We start from the raw sequence: 20220 nt of genomic DNA on the forward strand, positions 1-20220 counted from the left end.
CTCATCTTCGCTTCCTTTGATAGAGCTACGATGAGCCGAAAATCCTCTCTTCTCAATTAAACCAATTCTGTCTCAAGGGCGCTGATGTCGGACAGCATAGCCCGGCCGACACCCTTTTGGGCTGGCACGAGTTTGCTGAGCAACTGGAAACGATGCGCGAGAATTCTGGCGCCGATTGGCTCGCGACAACCGACTACGGATTGACGGGAGAGCTGGCCTTTGAGCTAGGAAATGGCAGCCCCGTTGTGCAAATCGTCGATCGACAGCGTTTCACGTTCGAAACCCCGGATCCGCTATTGGTTGACAAGCCAGCGCTTCTCGTGGTGCCGACAAACGAGGGTGCGATTGAGCGGTATGCAGGCTGCTTCGACTCATTTTCAGTACTAGGCAACCTGTCACGCCAGGCCGGAAACCGCGTCATCCAGAGCTACACCATCGCCATGGTTCAGGGTGCACCGGAAAATTTGCTGTCGGACGGCTGCCCTTTGAAGCTGTAGTTGCCTCGCTCACACCGAGGTGCCGATCACTGTGCCAACCCCGGCGGTAACGGCCATCGCGATAGCCCCCCAGAAAGCGACGCGAAGCGTGGGTTTCAGTATGGCAGCTCCGCCAGCCCTGGCGCCAATCGCTCCAAGCAGCGCCAGAACAACCAGCGAAACTCCAAACACGGCAGGAACCAGAATATTCTTCGGCGCAATCAAAGCAGCCAAGACGGGCAGAATCGCGCCAGACGAAAAAGTTGCCGCCGAGGTCATGGCCGCCTGGATCGGATTGGCTGAAATTGTATCGGAAATTCCCAGCTCGTCGCGAGCATGAGCGGCAAGCGCGTCCTTTGCCATTAGCTGCTCGGCAACTTTCATAGATAGAGCCGGATCGACGCCACGCGATGCGTATATGGCCGCCAGCTCCTTAACCTCCGCATCACGGTTCGTCGCAAGCTCGCGTTTTTCCCTTGCGAGATCGGCGCGCTCCGTATCGGCCTGTGAGCTTACAGATACATATTCCCCGGCAGCCATCGACATCGCGCCGGCGACAAGACCAGCGATACCCGTCACGAGAACGGAGTTCGATGATGTTACGGCCGACGCGACCCCCACCATCAAACTGGCCGTTGATATGATCCCGTCATTGGCTCCAAGGACCGCAGCGCGAAGCCATCCAACGCGGTCTATAAAGTGCCGTTCCATTTGCGCACTGTCCATTCGATTTCCTTTGGGAGCTGAGAGGCAATCATTGGTCGCTGCTACCAAAACCTTCTGACGACCTCATGTCAAAGCGAACTTCAGAATTTTGTGTGGTGCCAAGCGCTTTGCTCGCCTCGCCGTCGGGGGATGCGTGCCCCTCCCTGGTTGCCCTTCACGGAAACAATCTCTCTCTTCCAATTTGAGCTGTCCGCGCCCAACTTCGCTTATCGGCAAGCTGCTGAAAGAAGATCTGCACTCAGCTTCGAAAACGCGATTACTGACGCGATCTTATAAGTCCCTTGTAAGAATCGAATGCCAGGTTCGGCTTGCGATCGAAAAATACCCATTCGATCCGAACCTCGGATGGATGAACCATCTGCAAAAACTGGCCGCGCTTGACGCATGACGCAAAAGCTCCGCTGAAGAAGGGCTTTATCAATGACCTCCATAACCTCCGTTGCGGCAACAGCGGCTGCATCAATCCCCTCAAAACTCCCCGCGCCTACGACTCCGGATTCCGATCCGGCCAAGACCTCAGCTCCAACGGTCGGCTCGTCCTCCGCAGCCAACGTTCCGTCTGCTATTGCAGCGTTGGCGTTGCGTGGAGATGCGGATGGGGACGCCGACGGCCACTAAAACCTAATTTGAAGAAGTAATCACAACAGCGACTGAGCTAGTTGGTTTTCTAGCGGCCTGATAGCTGCAGATAACGTTCACACACCAGAATGCCGCCTCGCCTCGTTTGGACGGCAATCGCTGCTCCGCCCAGGCAGCGCGATGCCTGGGCGGAGCAGCTTGATCTTGGTCCTTTCATTCACAAGATGAAACGCTATCCTACAAGTTTTGCTACTCAAGAGTCAGAACATCGACATCGATCCCGCCTTAGATGGTTCTGTTGCAAACTTCCTGGTTACTGGTGACATGGCATTGATCTCCTGAAGTCGCGGAGATTGGCAATGTTCAAAGGTCGGCATTTCGAGCAGTCAGTGATATTGCTATGCGTGCGCTGGTATCTGAGCTATGGCCTGAGCTTGCGCGACCTGAAGGAAATGATGGCTGAACGCGGCATCAGCGTCGATCATTCGACGATCCATCGCTGGGTCGTCCACTTTGCGCCCCTGTTGGCGGATCGGTTCAATCGGCGCAAGCGCGCCGTCACTGGCAAGTGGCACGCCGACGAGACCTATATCAAGGTTCGCGGCCGATGGACGTATCTCTATCGCGCCATCGACAGCAACGGCGATACGGTCGAGTTTCGGCTCAGCGAGCATCGTGATCTCTCCGCCGCCAAACGTTTCTTCAGAAAGGCTTTCGCCCGGCACGGCCGGCCGGAGCGCATCGTCATCGATGGCAGCCAGACCAACCGGGAAGCGATCATTTCCTGTGACACCACAAGCCGCCTTCAGGATCGGTCCTGCCGTCGTGCTGAATTCCTATGCATTCGACAGAGTCAGTATCTGAACAACCGCATCGAGCAGGATCACCGACGCATCAAGCGGCGTGTCAGACCGATGCTCGGCTTCAAGTCATTTAAATCGGCCGTGGCAACATTGTCCGGAATTGAGATGATCCAGATGCTACGAAAGCGCCAATTGCAGGACGCTTACGCGCCAACCCGTCAATCTCTGATCAGGTTGAGAGCCTGGCTGCCGCGTTCTGAGCAGCCGTGGCAATCTACCGACGCGACTACCTCAATTTTTGCAACAGAACCCGCCCGGGTCATGGGATGGGCCTGCCGGCAGATGCAATACTCCCCGATGTCGCGGACTTTGCTTTTCCGCCGGAGAACTAACTGGCGTGTGGGGACTTAGGGCCCCCAATTTCTGTTCAGTCGAGCTTTGCTTACGGACGCGTCGATGCTTGACCACGATAACTCGGACATCCCTTGCCATCATTTCACTCCTTAAGCCTCTTTCCAAATCAAAAGCCATTGCCTTTTGTTGGAGGAATATAGGGATCGGGATAGCCGAGTTTCGGCTTGCTTGCTTTACTACCTGTATTGCTTGACTGCTGCTGGCTTGGTTCCTTGGTCTTGTCAGACCCACTCGATTGGTAAGCATATGTGCCGAAGATGGCACCTGCTACCAAGGCAACCAGAAGAGCTGTACGCATGTCTATCTCTTTGTCATGAATCCGTCGTTGAGCGATCCCCGCGAACAGTGAGGTTGCGCCGGGCGCGCGGGATTAACTGGTGGGTTCTCTCAGGCTTCAGCCTTCATATGTGCCGCCATGCCGCCTCGGACGCGGAAGGGCGACAAGTTTATGGCTTCTAGTGCTTTGCCATGGTCGAAATCCGGTCGATATGAACCGAACATTTTGCGTGATGAACAACATTGTCGACCGTCGATCCAAAGAGCCTGTCGAAGACGTCGTTCGCATGAGCGGCAACAACGATCAGATCGGCCGATGTCTCGGCGGCCACCGCCAGAATCGTATCTGCGGCCCGGCCGGTTCGCACGTGAACGAGTGCTGGGATTGCGGGCTCCCTGCAGAGCTGCGACAGCTTTTCTTCCGCCTCGTTGATCACGGACATGGCCCAGTCGTCCGGACTTTGCCTGACAAGCGACGGAAATCGCTCGATAGCGTGGACGAGATGAAGGGAGCCATCGATATCGAGAAGCCCCTGAGCCATGTGCAGTAGATGTTCGCCCTTCTCCTTTGAGCCCAAGCCGATAGCGCAGACAATAGTCTTATACACGGACGTTGCTCCTTTAGAATCGGTCCTTCCCATCGCCGCCGACAAACTCGGTTTGAAAGCCAAGAGCTCGTGCACGCTTTAAAAACCGGTCTGCACCAAGTATGTCCACTTTGAAGCTATCGCCCAGACATTGCGCGAGAGGAGCAGACAACTCGCTGCGAATCCATGAATGGGCTCTTCCCGAGAGAACCGCAATTTCCCATTCGTCGTGATCGACATGATCAAGACGAAAGTCGCAATTTTGATTTCGAGAGACACAATATCCTGCGCCCGCAAGGAGCGCTTCTTCTATGCGAGTGGGGTCGTGTTGCATTGCCTTCGCCTCCTACTTTGCCGTTAGCAGTTCAACCTATGTGCAACTGATCATCGAGGGCGTGGACGCCTGGGGCAGACCACACGGCACGTTCTGCCGCTCCCCGCTCAAACAAGGTCCTGATGTTACCTCTCAAGGTGACCTTGCCGCCGGAGACCTCAACCTGGATGGCCTTGGCCTCCAGTTCCGCATCGCGTCCCAACGCCTCTTCAATGCGCCTCTTCACGTCGAAGGCGCTGACGCTCGGAACGACTTCAATGAGATTGGAGATGCAGACAATGCCGGCAAGATCCCTTACGGCATCCGCAGCAGCGTTCTTCTGGTACTGCCATTCAACCGTGCCGGTGAGCGTGACCACACCCCTGCACACACGAACCTGCACCTTCTGCTTCGGAATGGAAATGTTCCAGTCCACCATCTTGACCGCTCGCCGGGCGATGTCGTCGTCATCGGTCCGCCTCGGACCCAAGATGCGGACGTCAATCTCCTGGGCGATGCCACGAACGCCCTTTACGCGCCGCACAGCCTTCTCCGCGGCGTCCTTCTCCGCATATGTGCCGACGGTGGCGTCGCCTTAACGGCTTGGTTGGATCGACTTGGTATTCGGGTTGCCATGACCGAAGCTGCTCATGTTCACTTCAGACGCCACCGCTTTCCCGCTGAGATCATTGCCCACGCCGTATGGCTCTATTATCGGTTCCCGCTCAGCCTACGCGACGTCGAAGATCTGTTGGCTGAGCGCGGCATCAACGTCTCATTCCAGACGGTCTCGGAATGGGCGACGAAATTTGGCCTGAAGTTCGCTCATCAGCTCAGACGACGCTCACGCGGCCACTTTGCCGACAAGTGGCAGCTCGATGAGATGGTCGTGACGATCAAGGGAAGGAAATACTGGCTGTGGCGTGCCGTCGATGCAAACGGTTACGTCCTCGATGCCCTGCTTCAAAGCCGAAGGAACAAGGCAGCAGCGCTGCGTCTGATGCGCAAGCTACTCAAGGACCAAGGTATCGCCCCGCGGGTGCTGGTCACCGACAAGCTGCGTTCCTACGGTGCCGCAAAGGCCGACTTGATGCCGGGCGTCGAGCATCGCTCGCACAAGGGATTGAACAACCGAGCTGAGAATTCCCATCTGCCGCTACGGCGGCGAGAGCGACGTATGATGCGGTTCAAGTCCGCACGACAGTGCCAGCATTTCGTCTCAACTCACGGCCAGATCGCCAATCTTTTTCTTCTTCACCGGAAACACTTGAACGCCACCGACCATCGCCGGCTTCGTACTCACGCCATCTCGATCTGGCGTGAAATCGCTGGCTCCATAGCTGCCTGAAACACGGCACACATCCGCAACGCCGGTTCCCAACATTTAAGGCGACGCCACCGTACTGGGTGCAGCGGGCCAAAGACGCATAGTCCGCTTCAGAGACGGCGGTTTCGAGCGAGGAACCGAGCTCATCCCAGCCCTGTCGGAAATCCACCTCACCCGGCCCCCGAAACATGCCGTTGGCCAGCTCGCCGGCGCCAAAGCCGGTAAAGCGGATCAGTTGTGCCTGCTCCTTAAGTGTCGCCGGCCGGTCCTGCTTGGAGATGTTATTGGCAACGAGGATCGCCGCGACATTGGCGCGGGCACGATCCTTCCAGGACGAAGGTAAGCCGCGATCAGCCTCGATATAGAAGTTTGCCCGGAGCCTCCTCGGGCGTAACGGGGGCCGCGAGGGTACGGCCTTCGGGAGTGCGGATGCCGGCGCCGGCGCCGGCGGCGGCGGATCTGGATCGTCATCGTTGGCTGGCTCGACAGCCGTTACGGGCGCGAAGCTCCCAAAGGCCGTGACGCCGAGCCCAAGACCGGACGAGAGTGCGGTATTGCCGAACATGTCGAGCGTGAAAGGATCGTTGCTCATGATAAAATCTCCTGGTGAAAGCGCGCGTCATCGTTCCGCCAGGGCGATCGGCGGCGAAGGGACGCTGATGACGGTGGGGATCCCGCTGCAGCGGGGACGTTACGACCACTCGATGATGAAGAGTTCCATCGAGTCTGCGTCAAATCTGATGCCGAGATGTCTGGCATTGGGCGTGGCGGCGATCATTGCCTCCAGCTGTACGGCGTCGATGAATTCGACACCGTCATCTCCCCCGAAGGTCTTGCGCTTGACCTCGAACCAGTCGTCGTTCGTGCGCGGATCGCATTCGAGCGCATAGGCGACGAACGGCTTTTCTCCATCCGGCAATCTGCCGTTTGAGCACAAATACACGCCGTGATCACCCACGAGCCAGACACCCGGCTGTTCGTCACGACCGGGATCAAGGCCATAGTGAGGATTACGAAAGCCACCATTGGCTTCGGCGTCGGCGCGACCGCGGGCGATCACCGCCCGCACGGATTCGATTGGAAAGGAAAGCATGGAGCATCTCCTCACGCCGCGGCTGCCGCACGGGCAAGATGGCGCAGCTGGACGGGCAGCTTGGTGGCGATCTCATCGTCGGTCAGGTCGTCGAGCAGCTTCAACCGGGCAAACCCAGCACCGCGGTAGAGAGTGATGACGCGATGACCCGGCAAATAATGGGGGGAGCTTTCGTCGGAGTAGCCGCGATAGGCGTCCGCCGTGGCACTCCAGATGTGCTCGAGACGTTCATTCCGCGTCATCGCTCGCACCGGGCGCGTCTCCCGTTCGATGATCGCCAGCCGCATGTCTTCGACCGACTGGCCGTCGGAGAGATCACAATATCCATGGAAGTGACGGATGACCCCGTCGATCCGTAGCGCGAAGAAAACGGATGTGACAGATTCCGTCAGGAATTCGCGCATTGCGAACATTGAGCCCCGGATCCACAGCGGCGGCAGGATCTCGAACATAGTGTCGTGTTCACGCTCGGTGATTTCGAACCATTCGCCGGCATAAAGCGCACTTGCGTCAGCGTCGAAACGGTGAGGACGTTGCGCATGCCGATCGAACATGCGGAACATCTGATGGCGGTCGGCGACGCTCTGGTAGACTTTACGGATTGCGGGAGGGGTGCTCATTGACGGCTCCTTTGGCCCTGTCCGAACCGAAGCGCGGTGCTGCCTGTCGGCTCACCATCCTCTTCAGTCCTTCATGACCCCTCCCCTCACGCCGCCTCTCCGTCCGGGCGGGTCAAGGGCCGCTCTCGAGCGGGCGAAGCTTTACCCTTGACGCGACCGGCGGGCATGCGGCATGCCTCCTCGTCCTGCCCTCATTGCCATTTCCTTCTTTTCTTCTTCCCGCGCTTTCAGAGCGTCATTCCAGTCCTCGGCCGGCGGCGTCAGTCGTAACCAGTCGCAGCCGACCTCATCGGCAATGTCACGAAGGCGGCCGGCGAAGGTTTCGCCCTGACTATTTGCGTCGGTAGCCGCGACCAGAACAACACCGGGACGTGCGGCAAGCTTGCGGACCGCGGAGTCCGTGGTTGGCGACCACCCGCCGCCGGTGCTGAGATAGAGGCTGCTGTCTCGCAGCCCCTCGAAAGCAGCAAGGCTCATGGCGTCGATCGCCGCCTCGGTGACGCAAAGACGCATGGCATCGGAAGAACCAAGGCGAAACAGAATTTTCGAACCGCCCGCGGAAAACCCCCGCCAATTGGGACCGCGCTCCTCCCAGCCGGTAACAGCGCCATCGTCATTGACATGTGCGGCCCACATGCTGCCATAAGGGCCTTCCCGAAGGGCGTCATTGTAGATGGCCTCCCGGATGATTGTTGCGGGAAGGCAGCGCCCAGTTCGCAGATAGCGCCAGGTCATCGACCCCTGCCAAGGGCTCTGCCGTTTTGCCCAGCGTTCCCGGATGGAAGTGCTGTGAGCGAGGCTTCTCGACGGCCGAGACCAAACAGAATCTGTAGCGATGACGCCGACGAGGTTGGCCACCCGGTCAAGCGCTTCGACAAAGGTGACGTCGTCCAGATGCTCCGCGAGACCGAAGACATCGCCTTTCGCGTCCGACAGTGGATCGAACCAACCCCGCCCCCCATGAATGACGATGACGATTTCCGCGCCGCGCCGGTATTTTAATGCCTTGCGGGTGCTTTCCTTGACGTCGATGGCAAAGCCAGCTTTTTCCAGCAAGGCTGCGCACGGGACACGGTCCCGAAGTTCCTCCAGTTTCTGTTTCTCCATATTTTCCCGGCGCTTTCGCGTCCGCCCTTCTCTCCAGATTCATATCTCCCGCAATTTGCGGGACCGTTTCCGGCGGCCGCGAAGAGCAAAGGGGGCAAGGGCGCGCCCCGGCAATCTGCTGATCTGCAGATCAACGCCTACCGTCGGTGCCAAGGCGCGGCGAAGCTTCCCTTGCCGCCTGCCGTTCGCAAGCGGCACCAAGGAGAGGTAAATGCCGGCTCAATGAGCTGGCCAGGGATGGAATTCACGCACGATCTCCAGATCGTCTTCGTCATCGAGTTCGTCGCTCGGCAGAACGCCGAACTCGTCGCCGGACCTGAACAGCGTGACTGGAACCATCAGGGTGCGGGAAAGCTGGAAGGCATGGTTCTGCGCAAGCAAAAGATCGGTGTTCATCTGAGGCTCCATCTTTGGAGCGGGCCATTCCCGCTCGATGGCTCCCGTCAGTGTCCGGAACCGGTCGCGATCACCGCGAAGGCGAGAGCCGAAGCGGCCGCAGCTTGCCTAGCGGACCCCGTCAGCGGGTTGATCGACGGAGATCCGGGGCTGGACCAGGAAGCCATCCATCAAGAGCGGGAATGGGACGCCTCAACAGATCTGCCTCCGGCCAACAAAGATCGTGCTGATGCGGATCTTGTCGCGCTCCTCGATACCGGATGCTATCTTCTTTTCGCTCCAGTCATCAGGTCAAAGTCGATGCCCACGTCTGCTGGATACGGGTCACATAGGACGTGAAGCAGCGAACGCCTGACGTTGGCGATTGGGAGCCATGCGGAGCCGCCCCTTGAAAAGCCGACACGCAACCGATATATGTTGGTCATAGTCGAGAGCGCTGATCCGTCGGTGCGTTGAACGATTGTTTCACTCGGCTTACCGAATTGGAGCGGACCGCATGCGGTCCGCTTTTTCGTTTCAGGGGGATTCGTTGCATCTACTATATCTCGACGAGTCTGGTCACTCGCATGATCCAAGCTCCGACTTCTTTGTCCTTGCCGGATTTAGCATATTCGAGCGCCAAACGCATTGGCTGGAAGCCCAGATAGATCCTGTAGCGGCGCGCTTTAGCTCGACTAATCCTCGAGAAATCGAGTTCCATGGAAACCCAATGCGCTCGGGCAACGGTACCTGGAAAGGTGTGTCTCCCAACGATAGAGTTCAAGCCGTCGTCGATATCTTGTCGCTACTGGCCGACAAGCAGTTGCAGTTGAAGGTTTACGCCTGCGTCATCGAAAAGAAGCTCTTTTCTCCTAACGATATCTTGGCTCGGAGTTTCGAGGACGTGGCTTCGTGTTTCGATGGATATCTGAAGACACTCTATAAGAAAAAGAACCCCCAACGCGGCTTGGTCATCCTCGACAAAAGCAATTACGAGGAGAAAATCCAGACCCTGTCTCATGTGTTCAAGCACGTGGGGCATGCCAACGGGCAACTTCGAAACTTTGCCGAAGTCCCGCTTTTTCTGGATTCAAAAGCATCGCGCCTCATTCAGATGGCGGACTTGATCGCCTACTGGATTTTCCGTCACTTTCAATCAGGCGACCAGCGTGGCTACAATCTCATAAGGCCGTACTTTGCCCGGTATGGCGTCGGGCCAGTCTCAGGCCTGCGCTGTCATGTCACGCCGGAGACAGAAGCGCGCCTCGCAACACTTCCAGTTCCAGTTCATCCGTTCCCAAAACCATCGGCGAAACCTGTTGTCTCGGATGCATCCGAGGTCTCCATACTCGATGACTAAAGCGGCTTTGGAGGTGTAGGCGCCGCTTCCGACTCGCTGGCTTGAGCATTTTAGTGAAAATTCCGGCTCTTCACCTTCAGCCTATCGATATGAAGATCCGGAACATAGATCTCACGGGCCTTCATCGCTGCCCGCTCCCTCGCATCCGGACCACCGGGCGAACCATGGGCGAATTCATCGCCGCGACCGGTCGGTAGCTTGAACGCCTCGTCGTGATCGGCAAGTCCGGAGAGATCGTTTGAGAGATCGAAGAGTCGCTGGGCGATCAGATGCACGACCTCCCCTTCCCCCTGGATCCGACCATTGATCGCCATCATGCTGGACCCGAGCACGATCCGCCACCGTTGCCCGAAGAGCTTTGGCCAGACGACGACGTTTGCCGGACCGGTCTCGTCTTCCACGGTCAGGAACATCACGCCCTTGGCCGAGCCGGGCTTCTGACGGACGAGAACGAGACCCGCTGTCATCAGCCAGCGACCGTCTCGGGCCGCCATCGCCTCTTCGCAGGTGACGATGTTGCGTGAGATGAGATCCTTCCTCAGGAAAGCGACCGGATGGCTGCGCAAAGTCAGGCCGGTGTGGCTATAGTCGAGGATGACCTTGTGTCCTACCGTCATCGGTCGCAGATCGACCTCAGGCTCCTGCTGTTCGGCAATCGTCCTGCGTTCGCGGTCACCCGCCGCGGCAAACAGCGGCAAGGGTTCGTCCCGCAGCGCCTTGATCGCCCACAGCGCATCGCGACGCTGTAGATCGAGCGAGGAGAGGAAGGCATCGGCTTCGGCGAGCTGCACCAGCGAAGCCGCCGGCACGCCCGATCGGCGCCATAGATCATCGACGCTGTCGAATGATTGGTCTGCGCGGGCAGCGACGATGCGTGCCGCATCACCAATGTCCGCAATCTGAAGCTTCCGCATTGGAGGCGTTGGTTTGGCGTCGAAAACCGCTGTCTGGTGCCTGTCACCAGCTTTGCCGAGCCCGGATCCAGCAAGCCAGGAAGAAGGCGGCAATGTGCCGAACGCCTGGTTTGCTCGCGATGAAACCAAACCGCTGATGTTCTTTGCCGGCATCCACGTTCCGCAATGGACATCGGTGCGCAAGGTCAAGGATGGGCCGACCACGGATGACCTCTATGGGTTTCTGACGACGGATCCAAACAATCTGGTGAAGCCGATCCACGACAAGGCGATGCCGGTCCTGCTGCTGACCAGAGAAGAGACCGACGTGTGGATGAGGGCGCCCTGGGATGAAGCAAAGGATCTTGCCCGACCACTTCCGGATGAGGCGCTGATCGTCGCATCACGCGAGCCCTATGGATCGACGATCGTCACCAAGGAGGGTGAGCTGGTCAGTCCATCAGGCTTGCTGTAACGAACGGAGTCTCGACGGCTCAATGTAGCGGCGCCTGTTCGGACAAGAGGAGTTCGTGCACCGCCGTATCCACGATTTCCTTCAGCCTGCGCCAACCGTAAAGGTCACGTTCGCTCACCCGCTCCTGGATCGCGGCAATCATCCAGCCGGCCGCAGCTGTGTCGTCGACGTTTTTATGAACATTGAAGTGCTTCAGACATGCCTCGATCCGCGGGCGAGCCGAACCGTGGTCGAGGTCTATCGTCGCTATCAGCGAACGGGCATCGCGATAGGTCTTCGCTATATGATGCTTACCCTCCACTCCGCTCTCGACGATTTTCCTGACGGCAAAGAGCAGAGCCATCAGCAAGTCGGCCGTTTCGTCGGGCACCACGTCATACACCTCCCGCGCCTTCGCTCGCGTTTTGCCCTGCGGAGCCGCGTGCGCTACCTCTGGTTCGTTCAAGATCGACATTCATAGTTCTATAATACGTGGTTTTATGAACTGTCAAATGTTGTGTTTCCGCCATGGATGCGCGGCAGCGAGTGGCACTGAATCTCAGGCGAATACGGGTTATGCGGGGGATCTCGCAGGACAATCTCGCGCTTGAGGCCAATGTCGAGCGCGCCTATGTGGGGTATCTTGAGCGGGGCAATAAGAACCCGACTGTCGTGACTCTTGAGAAGATCGCGGACGCCTTGTCTTGCGATATTTCGGAGTTCTTCGTTCCGGTGGCCGACGATATCGGAGAAGTGAAGCCGCTGAAGAGCGGTCGGAAATCTTCGCGCGGATGATACTCACTCAGTGCTCGACCGAGTTTGGCAAGCACGAATTTGGTTTGATTCCTTCAGGCCAGTTTCAGCTATCCATTCTAGGGTTGAACCATGCGAGACTGGCGCCCCCAATCGAAGTTTCGCATGAGGTTCGCAAAACCTCTCAGCTCTGCCTCACGCCAACGAGGCAGAGCTTCCCCACTTCCGCGCGTGTCAGTAGACTCACGCAGTTCGAGCGAAGCTCTCTCCTGGCCCTTTATGCTCAATATCGTTGGGTATCAGGCACCCCGACAGGCCCGAAAGCTTCTCATTTGGCGACCAACGCTCTAGATCTACTTGATCCTTTTCACTGGATGGGCAATGACGTCTCAGCTGGACATGTTTTCGGAGAATGCGCAGTCCGTTCGCGGAGCGTCGGCGCCAACCTCACGCGTTCGACAGGCCGGATCAACGCCCAACGAAGCCGAGATGGTGCGGATCCTGCAAGCGACCGGACGCTACCAGATCCTGAAAAAGCTCGAGCCGCGTGCGATCGCCCCTGCCCCGAGGCCGGGTTATCCGCTGCGCGGTGTCATCCTTGACACCGAGACGACCGGTCTCGATGCGAAAAAGGACGAGATCATCGAAATTGGCCTGATCGGCTTTACCTTCAATGAAGAGGGCGAGATCGGTGATGTCACTGATGTCTATGGCAGGCTGCAGCAGCCGAGCATTCCGATCCCGGTCGAGGTCACCCGCTTGACCGGCATTTCAGACGCCATGGTCCTCGACCAGATGATCGACATGCCGGCGGTGCGTGCGCTCATCGAACCCGCCGACCTCATCATTGCTCATAATGCCGGCTTTGATCGGCCGTTCTGCGAGGCCTTCTCCTCGGTCTTTGCCCGCAAGGCCTGGGCTTGCTCCAATTCCGAGATCGATTGGAGCGCCAGGGGATATGAAGGGACCAAGCTCGGCTACCTGATCAATCAGAGCGGATATTTCCATGTCGGTCACCGCGCCGTTGACGATTGTTTCGCGTTGCTGGAAGTGCTGGCGCTCACTCGCAGCGGCGCTGAGCAATCTCCCTTTGCCGAGCTTTACCAGGCAAGCCAGCGCTCACGCGTGCGCATCTTCGCCGAGAACTCGCCCTTCGATCTCAAGGATCGCTTGAAAGAGCGAGGCTATCGCTGGTCCGACGGCAGCGACGGCCGGCCGAAATCGTGGTGGATCGAGATCGCCGAAGAACTCCTGGAAGACGAACTCCGCTTCCTGCGAACCGAGATTTACCGCTGGCAGGATGCCGATCCGCCGGTCCAGCGCTTGACGGCGCTCGACAGGTTCAAAGGGCGAAGGTAAGTTCAGCCGGACGCCACTGCAGCGAGGATCACTCAGCTTGCCAGGTGGGCTTTCAAACAACAACCGAAAACAACGACCGTCGGTAGAACGCTTCAATCTCGCGCTCAAACCGCTCGAAAGCGTCACAGATCCACGGTTCGTAAGCCTTGAGACCGTCGCCGTTGCCGAGCGGGCGAGGTGATCTGAGCATCCTGAAAAGCCGCAAGCCTGTAAATCGCATCACCTTTACCAAACACGAAGCTTGAGACTCAATAACACCACCGACTGGCTAACTGTCCATCCGTTAGAAACTCAAAAACTAAATGAACCGCCCAGTGTTGCAAATTTAGCAGTCCGCAATTGCAGTGCGCTTGCCGCGTAGAATCGCTAGGTCGGAACCTAGTTTCCACAACGTGAGTTAGGCTTCAGCAACGATGTCATACTGGCTTCGGCTCAAGCATCCGCGACTGAAATAACCGCTGCGTCTTCGGCGTGGCGTGCAGAACTTTCCCCACTAGGCCATGTGCCAGTATATCTTGTTTGTATGCGCTCGTGGCCGCACCCCCACAATCAATAATAGAATTTTCGCATGGAATGTGGAGTAAATATCGAGGAATCATTATAATATTAGCATATATAAATTATAGTTAATTGCATTTTAATCAGTGTCCGGCAATATTTTACTGCAGTTTAACTTCGGATATTCCGAAACAATACAGGAATGATCGAATGGTTGTTTTTGACCGTGGCAAAGATGCCATTGCTGTTATTACCGCATTGTCAAAATCACAGGCCATGATCGAGTTCGATCTTGCCGGTAGGATCCTCACGGCCAATGAACGTTTTTGTCGAGCACTTGGCTATGAGCTGGCGGAGATCGTCGGAAAGCATCATAGCATGTTCGTCGAACCGGCTTATGCGGGCTCACCGGAATACAAGGCCTTCTGGTCGAAGCTTGCAGCCGGCACTTTCGACCAGCAACAATACAAGCGCATCGGTAAGGGCGGTAGAGAGGTCTGGATCGAAGCCTCCTATAATCCGGTCTTTCGCCGGGGAAAGCCGGTCAAGGTCGTCAAGATTGCCACCGATATCACGGCGAGCAAGCTGAGGACGGCCGAGGACTCCGGTAAGATCGAGGCACTTTCGCGCGCGCAGGCCATAATAGAATTCACTCCCACCGGTGAGATCCTGACCGCCAACGAAAACTTCCTGTCCGCGCTCGGCTATTCGCTCGCGGAAATTCAAGGCAAGCATCACTCGATATTCTGCGAGAGTTCCTACACCGCGTCGAGTGCATATCAGGATTTCTGGAAAAAATTAGCTGCTGGTGAGCTCATCGCTGATGAATTCATGCGGCTGGGTAAAGGGGGGCGCAATGTTTATATCCAGGCCTCGTACAACCCCATTTTCGATCTTAACGGCAAGGTTTTCAAAGTTGTGAAATTCGCGACCGACGTAACCGGCCGCGTTGAAAACGTCAATCAACTCGCTGCGTGTTTGACAAATCTCGCCGAGGGGGATCTGTCGCAAGAAATCGAGAAGGCTTTCATTCCCTCGCTTGAGCGGTTGCGAACCGATTTCAACAGTGCCTCCGACAAGCTGAAACAGGCAATGGCAACGGTCGCGGAAAACGCCCATGCGATTGCCTCCGGATCGAATGAGGTACGCGTTGCCGCCGATGATCTTGCCAAGCGGACTGAACAGCAGGCCGCCTCCATCGAGGAGACGGCTGCCGCCCTCGAGGAGATCACCACGACAGTAAAGAATTCCAAAGACCGGGCCGAAGAGGCGGGCAGACTTGTTGCGCGGGCTCGCAACCACGCCGAACATTCGGGAGACGTCGTACGCAATGCCATCGGTGCCATGGATCAGATCGAGGCTTCGTCGCGCGAGATCTCCAGCATCATCGGCGTCATCGATGAAATCGCATTTCAGACGAATCTTCTGGCGCTAAACGCGGGGGTCGAGGCGGCAAGAGCGGGAGACGCCGGCAAAGGTTTTGCCGTTGTGGCGCAAGAGGTCCGCGAACTCGCTCAGCGATCGGCAAAGGCGGCAAAAGAAATCAAGACGTTGATCACCGCATCCGGCGCCCAGGTCGCCAATGGTGTCGCCCTGGTTACCAATGCCGGCGGAGCTCTGCAGGAAATCGCCGCGCAAGTCCAGGAGATCGACACCAATGTCGTGGCGATCGTCGAGGCGGCGAGAGAACAGTCGACCGCTCTCGGCGAGATCAATCAGGCGGTCGATACAGTCGACCAAAGCACACAGAAAAATGCCGCCATGGTAGAAGAGCAGACGGCGGCCAGCCATAGTCTCGCACGCGAGGCGGCTGCGCTGTTCCAGTTGCTCGGGCAATTCAAATATGGCGAGGCGGCGCGAGCTTCCCAACCGGCCAAGCCACTCAATCCCCCCGCCCATCCACCTCTTCAAGCTGTCGGCCGGCGCGTTCGGCCGCAACTCCAGACGCAGGGCTCCTCCGCCTTGGCCGTTGGAAACGACAGCTGGGAAGAGTTTTGATCGACAATCCGGTTCCGACTTTTGGTCCTTCTACCTGTCTCTTCCAAATGGTCGATTGCGATGAACCCCCGAGCTCTGCAGTTCAATTTCCTTAGTGATGGACGCCTTGATGGCATCAGAACCCACGACACTGTTATTACAAGGTGCTCGACCTTAAATTTTCAATAGCATACAAAGCCTTGACGTCGATGAAACGACTGATACTGAGGCCGGGAGCGGACGGTCGGCGATGCGTTCCGACCTCACGGAGAGCGGCCACTCCGCAGCCCCCATCCCCAGAAGGCCAATGTCCAAAGCGGCAATGTCCGAGCCCATTTGCCATGTGTGGAACCGGGCGTCAGCCGCTCGCTATTGACCGCCCGGCAAGGCGCGGAGCGTATGCGGCAAGTCGGTGGGATATGAACTCCGTGAAGAGCCGCACGCGCTTCGTCTTGCGTGTCTCCCCCTGCGTGAGAAGCCAGATCGTCGCAGGTGATTTCAGGTCGATGCCGGGAACTCTCACCAGCAGCTGATCTGCATCTCCGACGAAACAGGGCAGTCTGGTCATGCCGATCCCTTGCCTTGTCGCAGCGATCTGCGCGTCGGCGTCCGGCGCCCTGAACGGAACCCCTGTAGCACGAACCTCCCCTTCGGCGATCCAGGCCGGAAGAGCCTGATCGCCGACGACGATAGGCCGGATTGGATCCGGCGCATCCGCACGCCACGCGGCCAGTCTATCGCGGGATATATAAACGCCCGCAAGCAGATCCGGACCTCTCAGGCCATGAAGATTGAGCGGCAGGGTCTTACGATCGGAGACCATCCGGATCGCCACATCGGCCTCGCGGTTGGTCAGATTCACGACCTCGCCGGTCGATACGATCTCCATCTCGATGTCCGGATGCAGACGAGCAAAATCGGCGATATCCGGCATGAGCAAGTGGGTCGCGAGGAACGGGGGAAGCGTCACCCGCAGAAGCCCGCGTACGCTCTGATCGCGCCCGAGGACGCGTGTCTCGAGTTGGTGCGACGAGGCTTCCATCTGGTTCGCGAACTCCAGAATCTCCTCGCCCGCGGCCGTCAGGCGGTAGCCCGAAGGCAGCTTTTCGAACATATGCGCCCCGAGGTGCGCCTCTAGTTGAGCGATGCGTCGCAGCACGGTCGCGTGGTTCACTCCCAGGCTCTTGGCGGCGGCCCGCACCGAGCCGCCGCGCGCAGCGGCAAGAAAGTAGCGAACGTCATCCCAGTCGATCATGGTCCATTCCCGCGCCGCGTGGAGCGGCTTCCGAATGCCAGTCTATCATACTGGGCCGAATTGTGCGTGATCGTCGCCGCGTTCGATCAGGAAAGTGGATCGTTTTCGCACCACCGATCCGCGCGATTGCGCACTCACCGCGTGGGGTCAGCGAACCCATATCGAGGCCATCGGAGGATGTTTCCGCAAGCGATGACCCGAAACGCGACACAAGGAATGCATGACATGACCAGATTGAATGGAAAGACCGCCGTGATCACGGGCGGCGCCACCGGTATCGGCCTCGCCGCTGCAAGGCGCTTCATAGAGGAGGGTGCCTTCGTCTTCATCTATGGGCGTCGGCAGCAAGCACTCGATGCGGCTATGGCCGAGCTTGGACCCAACGCCCGCGCGGTAAAGGGCTCGGTTTCCCATGAAGCCGATCTCGACCGGCTCTATGCGGCGGTGAAGGCCGAGCGCGGAACCCTCGACATCGTGTTCGCCAATGCTGGAACAGGAAGCCCGCTTCCTCTCGGCCAGATCACCGCCGAGCATATCGACGAAACCTTCGACACCAATGTGAAGGGCACGATCTTCACGGTCCAGAAGGCGCTACCGCTGATGAGCGACGGCGGTTCGATCATCCTGACCGGATCGAGCGCCGGCACCACGGGCGCCCCCGCATTCAGCGCCTACAGCGCGAGCAAGGCAGCGGTGCGCAATCTCGCGCGGACCTGGGCGGAGGATCTGAAGGGTACCGGTATCCGGGTCAATGTGCTGTCGCCCGGCGCGACGGCGACCGAACTCGCGAAGGAAGCGCTCGGAGAGGAGGGCCAGAAGGCCTACGGAGCCATGACTCCGCTCCAGCGCATGGCCGATCCGGCGGAGATCGCGTCCGTGGCCGCTTTTCTAGGGTCTGACGACAGCAGCTTCATGACCGCCAGCGAAGTCGCTGTCGACGGCGGCTTGGCCCAACTCTGACCCCGGCGTGCTTCGGTGCCTAACTCACACACAACGAAGGACAAAAGATTATGAAAGCACTCGAAGGTAAAATCGCAGTCATCACGGGCGGAAGCAGCGGGATTGGCTTGGCCACCGCCAAGCGTTTCGTGGACGAAGGTGCGCAGGTCGTGATCATTGGGCGGCGCGAGAAAGCCTTGCAAGAGGCCGCGGCCCTTATCGGGAAAAACGTGACAACAGTCGTGGGCGACGTCTCGCGCTTGGAAGATCTGGACCTGCTCTACGCCACGGTGAAGGAGAAACATGGTCATATCGATATTCTCTTCGCAAACGCGGGCGCAGGTACGGTCGCGCCGCTCGCGGCAGCGACGGAGGCCCATTTTGACCAGACCTTCGATGTGAATGTGAAGGGGTTGTTCTTTACGGTGCAGAAGGCCCTTCCCCTCTTCAAGAACGGCGGATCGATCATCCTGAACTCTTCGGTCTCGAACGTGATGGGGCTGCCAGCTTTCAGCGCTTACGCAGCAAGCAAGGCGGCTGTTCGCAGCTTCTCCCGGTCCTGGACCCTGGAGCTTAAAGATCGCAATATCCGCGTGAATACGATGAGCCCCGGCGCGATCGAGACTCCCGCCTTGGCGACAACGACCGGCCTTACCGCTGAGCAAGCCGAGGAGGCTGTCACCCAGTTTGCGTCACAGATCCCAATGGGTCGCAGGGGCAAGCCAGAGGAAATCGCGGCTGCGCTCACCTTCCTCGCCTCCGACGAAAGCTCCTACATCACCGGCATCGATCTCGCCGTCGACGGTGGGTGGGCGCAGGTCTGACCCGGCATCAACACAGGATCGGAGAAGCATTATGAGCTATGCAATCATCGGCTTCGGCAATATCGGCCAGGCCTTAGCCAAGGCGTTTTCCCGCAACGGCATCGAAGTAACCGTTGCAACCACGCGCGACCCGGAAAGCTTTGCTGCTAATGCGGCCGCGATCGGCCCTAAGGTCATGGCCAAAACACTGGCGGACGCCGTGAAGGCGGATATCATCTTTTTGGCTGTCCGTTTCGAACAGCATCCGGAGGTCGCGAAGGCACTCCCCGCCTGGCAGGGGAAGACAATCATCGATGTGACCAATGCCTACGGCGTCCCCCCCGAGCAACTGGGAGGACAGCCTTCTTCCAAGGCCGTCGGGCAGGCTTTCTCTGGCGCAAGGTTGGTGAAGGGCTTCAACCATCTGGTCGCCGCCACCCTTGCCCAAGATCCAGCCGTGCACGGCGCCAGGAGAGTCGTGTTCCTGGCGAGCGACGACGACGCTGCCGCAGACGATATTGGCGCGCTTGCGGAACATCTCGGCTTCGCGCCGATCAAGATTGGCGGCCTGTCGGAAGGTGGGCTACTGGTCCAGGCGCGCGGAAAGAGCTGGGGGCATCTCATCTTCAAGGACCTGCTCAAGTTCGACGCATAAAACGACGTCCCACCGACAGGACCACGATGTACGGATCGGATCGAGCACGATCCGGTCCCAGCGGAATGGAGACATTCCCATGAGCATTGAAAAAACATCCAGACCGTGAAGGACTTCTTCGCTGCGATCGGCCGCGGGGACAAGGAGGCTCTGCTGGCATTGGTCGCGGAAGATATCGAGTGGATCATTCCAGGCAGGGACTGGCCGCTGGCCGGCACCTACCGGGGGCACGCGGGACTGGCAGATTTGCTGGAGACGGCTTCCAGATCGATGGACACCTCCACGAAACCACGGGAATTTGTAGCACAAGGGGACCGGGTTCTTGTCGTCGGCTTCGCCAGCGGGAAGGTCAAAGCCACGAACAAGCTGTTCCAGGACGACTGGATCTTCGCCATCACGGTCCGGGACGGCAGACTGACCAACATCCGGGAATACATCGACACGCAAGCGTTGGCACGCGCCGCACACCCGGCGCATGTGGATACCCGGCCATAAAGGAGATTCTGCTGCACGGCCAATCCAAGCTATCGAGTTGATCCGTTTCGCTCGCGTCAAGACGGACTCCACCGTCATCGACA

The 20220-nt window shown here is 58.3% G+C and carries 21 protein-coding genes and 4 pseudogenes; 12 read left to right on the plus strand and 13 right to left on the minus strand.

Going from position 1 to position 20220, the window contains the following annotated elements:
* Positions 1 to 152: 152 nt before the first annotated feature.
* Positions 153 to 497 (plus strand): hypothetical protein, encoded by a 345-nt coding sequence (locus tag BJ928_RS34280; RefSeq protein ID WP_047636084.1) that lies wholly within the window; start codon positions 153 to 155, stop codon positions 495 to 497.
* Between the two features lie 9 nt (positions 498 to 506).
* On the opposite strand, the gene BJ928_RS34285 is transcribed toward BJ928_RS34280, so the two are convergent.
* On the minus strand, positions 507 to 1202 hold the full coding sequence (locus BJ928_RS34285; protein WP_047636085.1) for a VIT family protein: 696 nt from the start codon (positions 1200 to 1202) through the stop codon (positions 507 to 509).
* 938 nt (positions 1203 to 2140) lie between these two features.
* Between BJ928_RS34285 and BJ928_RS34290 the strand changes: the two genes are divergently transcribed.
* A protein-coding gene (locus BJ928_RS34290; RefSeq protein WP_120296797.1) for an IS6 family transposase occupies positions 2141 to 2844 on the plus strand; the annotation gives its coding sequence in 2 pieces (ribosomal slippage) (positions 2141 to 2792 and positions 2792 to 2844; 705 coding nt in all).
* Between the two features lie 260 nt (positions 2845 to 3104).
* Here the strand turns inward: BJ928_RS34290 and BJ928_RS38645 are convergent.
* The 4 genes and pseudogenes from BJ928_RS38645 to BJ928_RS34305 form a co-directional block, all read right to left on the minus strand.
* Entirely contained in the window at positions 3105 to 3296 is a 192-nt protein-coding gene (locus BJ928_RS38645; RefSeq protein ID WP_147413970.1) for a hypothetical protein, read from the minus strand.
* Between the two features lie 157 nt (positions 3297 to 3453).
* Positions 3454 to 3882 (minus strand): universal stress protein, encoded by a 429-nt coding sequence (locus BJ928_RS34295; protein WP_047636086.1) that lies wholly within the window; start codon positions 3880 to 3882, stop codon positions 3454 to 3456.
* 13 nt (positions 3883 to 3895) lie between these two features.
* Complete coding sequence (locus tag BJ928_RS34300; protein ID WP_082011999.1) at positions 3896 to 4195, minus strand: hypothetical protein; 300 nt, start codon at positions 4193 to 4195, stop codon at positions 3896 to 3898.
* Between the two features lie 31 nt (positions 4196 to 4226).
* Positions 4227 to 4826 (minus strand): annotated as a pseudogene (locus BJ928_RS34305) (BON domain-containing protein).
* Between BJ928_RS34305 and BJ928_RS34310 the strand changes: the two are divergent.
* Entirely contained in the window at positions 4809 to 5522 is a 714-nt protein-coding gene (locus BJ928_RS34310; protein ID WP_047636088.1) for an IS6 family transposase, read from the plus strand. The pseudogene BJ928_RS34305 and the gene BJ928_RS34310 overlap by 18 nt on opposite strands.
* A 52-nt stretch (positions 5523 to 5574) precedes the next feature.
* On the opposite strand, the pseudogene BJ928_RS39580 reads toward BJ928_RS34310, so the two are convergent.
* From BJ928_RS39580 to BJ928_RS39035, 5 genes and pseudogenes are all read right to left on the minus strand, one after another.
* Positions 5575 to 6093 (minus strand): annotated as a pseudogene (locus tag BJ928_RS39580) (DNA methylase); the annotation flags it as partial.
* 99 nt (positions 6094 to 6192) lie between these two features.
* A complete protein-coding gene (locus tag BJ928_RS34320; protein ID WP_047636089.1) occupies positions 6193 to 6594 on the minus strand; it encodes a DUF3085 domain-containing protein in 402 nt (133 codons plus the stop codon).
* Between the two features lie 11 nt (positions 6595 to 6605).
* Positions 6606 to 7214, minus strand: coding sequence for a DUF1419 domain-containing protein (locus BJ928_RS34325; RefSeq protein WP_047636090.1), 609 nt, complete (start codon positions 7212 to 7214; stop codon positions 6606 to 6608).
* Positions 7215 to 7355: 141 nt separating this feature from the next.
* Positions 7356 to 8321, minus strand: a complete 966-nt coding sequence (locus tag BJ928_RS34330; RefSeq protein ID WP_047636091.1) for a DUF3991 and toprim domain-containing protein — start codon at positions 8319 to 8321, stop codon at positions 7356 to 7358.
* 219 nt (positions 8322 to 8540) lie between these two features.
* Positions 8541 to 8717, minus strand: coding sequence for a hypothetical protein (locus BJ928_RS39035; RefSeq protein ID WP_183079496.1), 177 nt, complete (start codon positions 8715 to 8717; stop codon positions 8541 to 8543).
* Positions 8718 to 9213: 496 nt separating this feature from the next.
* On the opposite strand from BJ928_RS39035, the gene BJ928_RS34340 reads away from it, so the two are divergent.
* Positions 9214 to 10056, plus strand: a complete 843-nt coding sequence (locus BJ928_RS34340) for a DUF3800 domain-containing protein (RefSeq protein WP_082012001.1) — start codon at positions 9214 to 9216, stop codon at positions 10054 to 10056.
* Positions 10057 to 10106: 50 nt separating this feature from the next.
* Here the strand turns inward: BJ928_RS34340 and BJ928_RS34345 are convergent.
* Positions 10107 to 10940, minus strand: a pseudogene (locus BJ928_RS34345) (OB-fold nucleic acid binding domain-containing protein); the annotation flags it as partial.
* Here BJ928_RS34345 and BJ928_RS34350 point away from each other — a divergent pair.
* A pseudogene (locus BJ928_RS34350) lies at positions 10941 to 11424 on the plus strand (SOS response-associated peptidase); the annotation flags it as partial.
* Positions 11425 to 11443: 19 nt separating this feature from the next.
* Here the strand turns inward: BJ928_RS34350 and BJ928_RS34355 are convergent.
* Entirely contained in the window at positions 11444 to 11878 is a 435-nt protein-coding gene (locus BJ928_RS34355) for a hypothetical protein (protein WP_052227968.1), read from the minus strand.
* Positions 11879 to 11931: 53 nt separating this feature from the next.
* Between BJ928_RS34355 and BJ928_RS34360 the strand changes: the two genes are divergently transcribed.
* The 3 genes from BJ928_RS34360 to BJ928_RS34370 all read left to right on the plus strand — a co-directional run bounded on the left by BJ928_RS34360 (position 11932) and on the right by BJ928_RS34370 (position 16011).
* Positions 11932 to 12198, plus strand: coding sequence for a helix-turn-helix transcriptional regulator (locus BJ928_RS34360; RefSeq protein ID WP_047636093.1), 267 nt, complete (start codon positions 11932 to 11934; stop codon positions 12196 to 12198).
* A 339-nt stretch (positions 12199 to 12537) separates the two neighbouring features.
* Positions 12538 to 13515, plus strand: a complete 978-nt coding sequence (locus tag BJ928_RS34365; protein ID WP_047636094.1) for a 3'-5' exonuclease — start codon at positions 12538 to 12540, stop codon at positions 13513 to 13515.
* A 708-nt stretch (positions 13516 to 14223) separates the two neighbouring features.
* On the plus strand, positions 14224 to 16011 hold the full coding sequence (locus BJ928_RS34370; RefSeq protein WP_047636095.1) for a PAS domain-containing methyl-accepting chemotaxis protein: 1788 nt from the start codon (positions 14224 to 14226) through the stop codon (positions 16009 to 16011).
* A 337-nt stretch (positions 16012 to 16348) separates the two neighbouring features.
* On the opposite strand, the gene BJ928_RS34375 is transcribed toward BJ928_RS34370, so the two are convergent.
* Entirely contained in the window at positions 16349 to 17245 is an 897-nt protein-coding gene (locus BJ928_RS34375; protein ID WP_047636096.1) for a LysR family transcriptional regulator, read from the minus strand.
* Positions 17246 to 17470: 225 nt separating this feature from the next.
* Here BJ928_RS34375 and BJ928_RS34380 point away from each other — a divergent pair, with 225 nt between their 5' ends.
* The 4 genes from BJ928_RS34380 (at position 17471) to BJ928_RS34395 (ending at position 20137) form a co-directional block, all read left to right on the plus strand.
* Positions 17471 to 18205: an SDR family oxidoreductase gene (locus tag BJ928_RS34380; protein WP_047636097.1), complete on the plus strand. Its 735-nt coding sequence runs from the start codon at positions 17471 to 17473 to the stop codon at positions 18203 to 18205.
* A 50-nt stretch (positions 18206 to 18255) separates the two neighbouring features.
* Positions 18256 to 19008, plus strand: coding sequence for a glucose 1-dehydrogenase (locus BJ928_RS34385; protein ID WP_047636098.1), 753 nt, complete (start codon positions 18256 to 18258; stop codon positions 19006 to 19008).
* A 31-nt stretch (positions 19009 to 19039) separates the two neighbouring features.
* On the plus strand, positions 19040 to 19642 hold the full coding sequence (locus BJ928_RS34390; RefSeq protein WP_047636099.1) for an NAD(P)-binding domain-containing protein: 603 nt from the start codon (positions 19040 to 19042) through the stop codon (positions 19640 to 19642).
* Between the two features lie 105 nt (positions 19643 to 19747).
* Positions 19748 to 20137 (plus strand): nuclear transport factor 2 family protein, encoded by a 390-nt coding sequence (locus tag BJ928_RS34395; protein WP_245432715.1) that lies wholly within the window; start codon positions 19748 to 19750, stop codon positions 20135 to 20137.
* Positions 20138 to 20220 lie beyond the last annotated feature (83 nt).

It is taken from the genome of Rhizobium sp. WW_1 (assembly GCF_003610155.1).
Taxonomy (GTDB): domain Bacteria; phylum Pseudomonadota; class Alphaproteobacteria; order Rhizobiales; family Rhizobiaceae; genus Rhizobium; species Rhizobium tropici_A.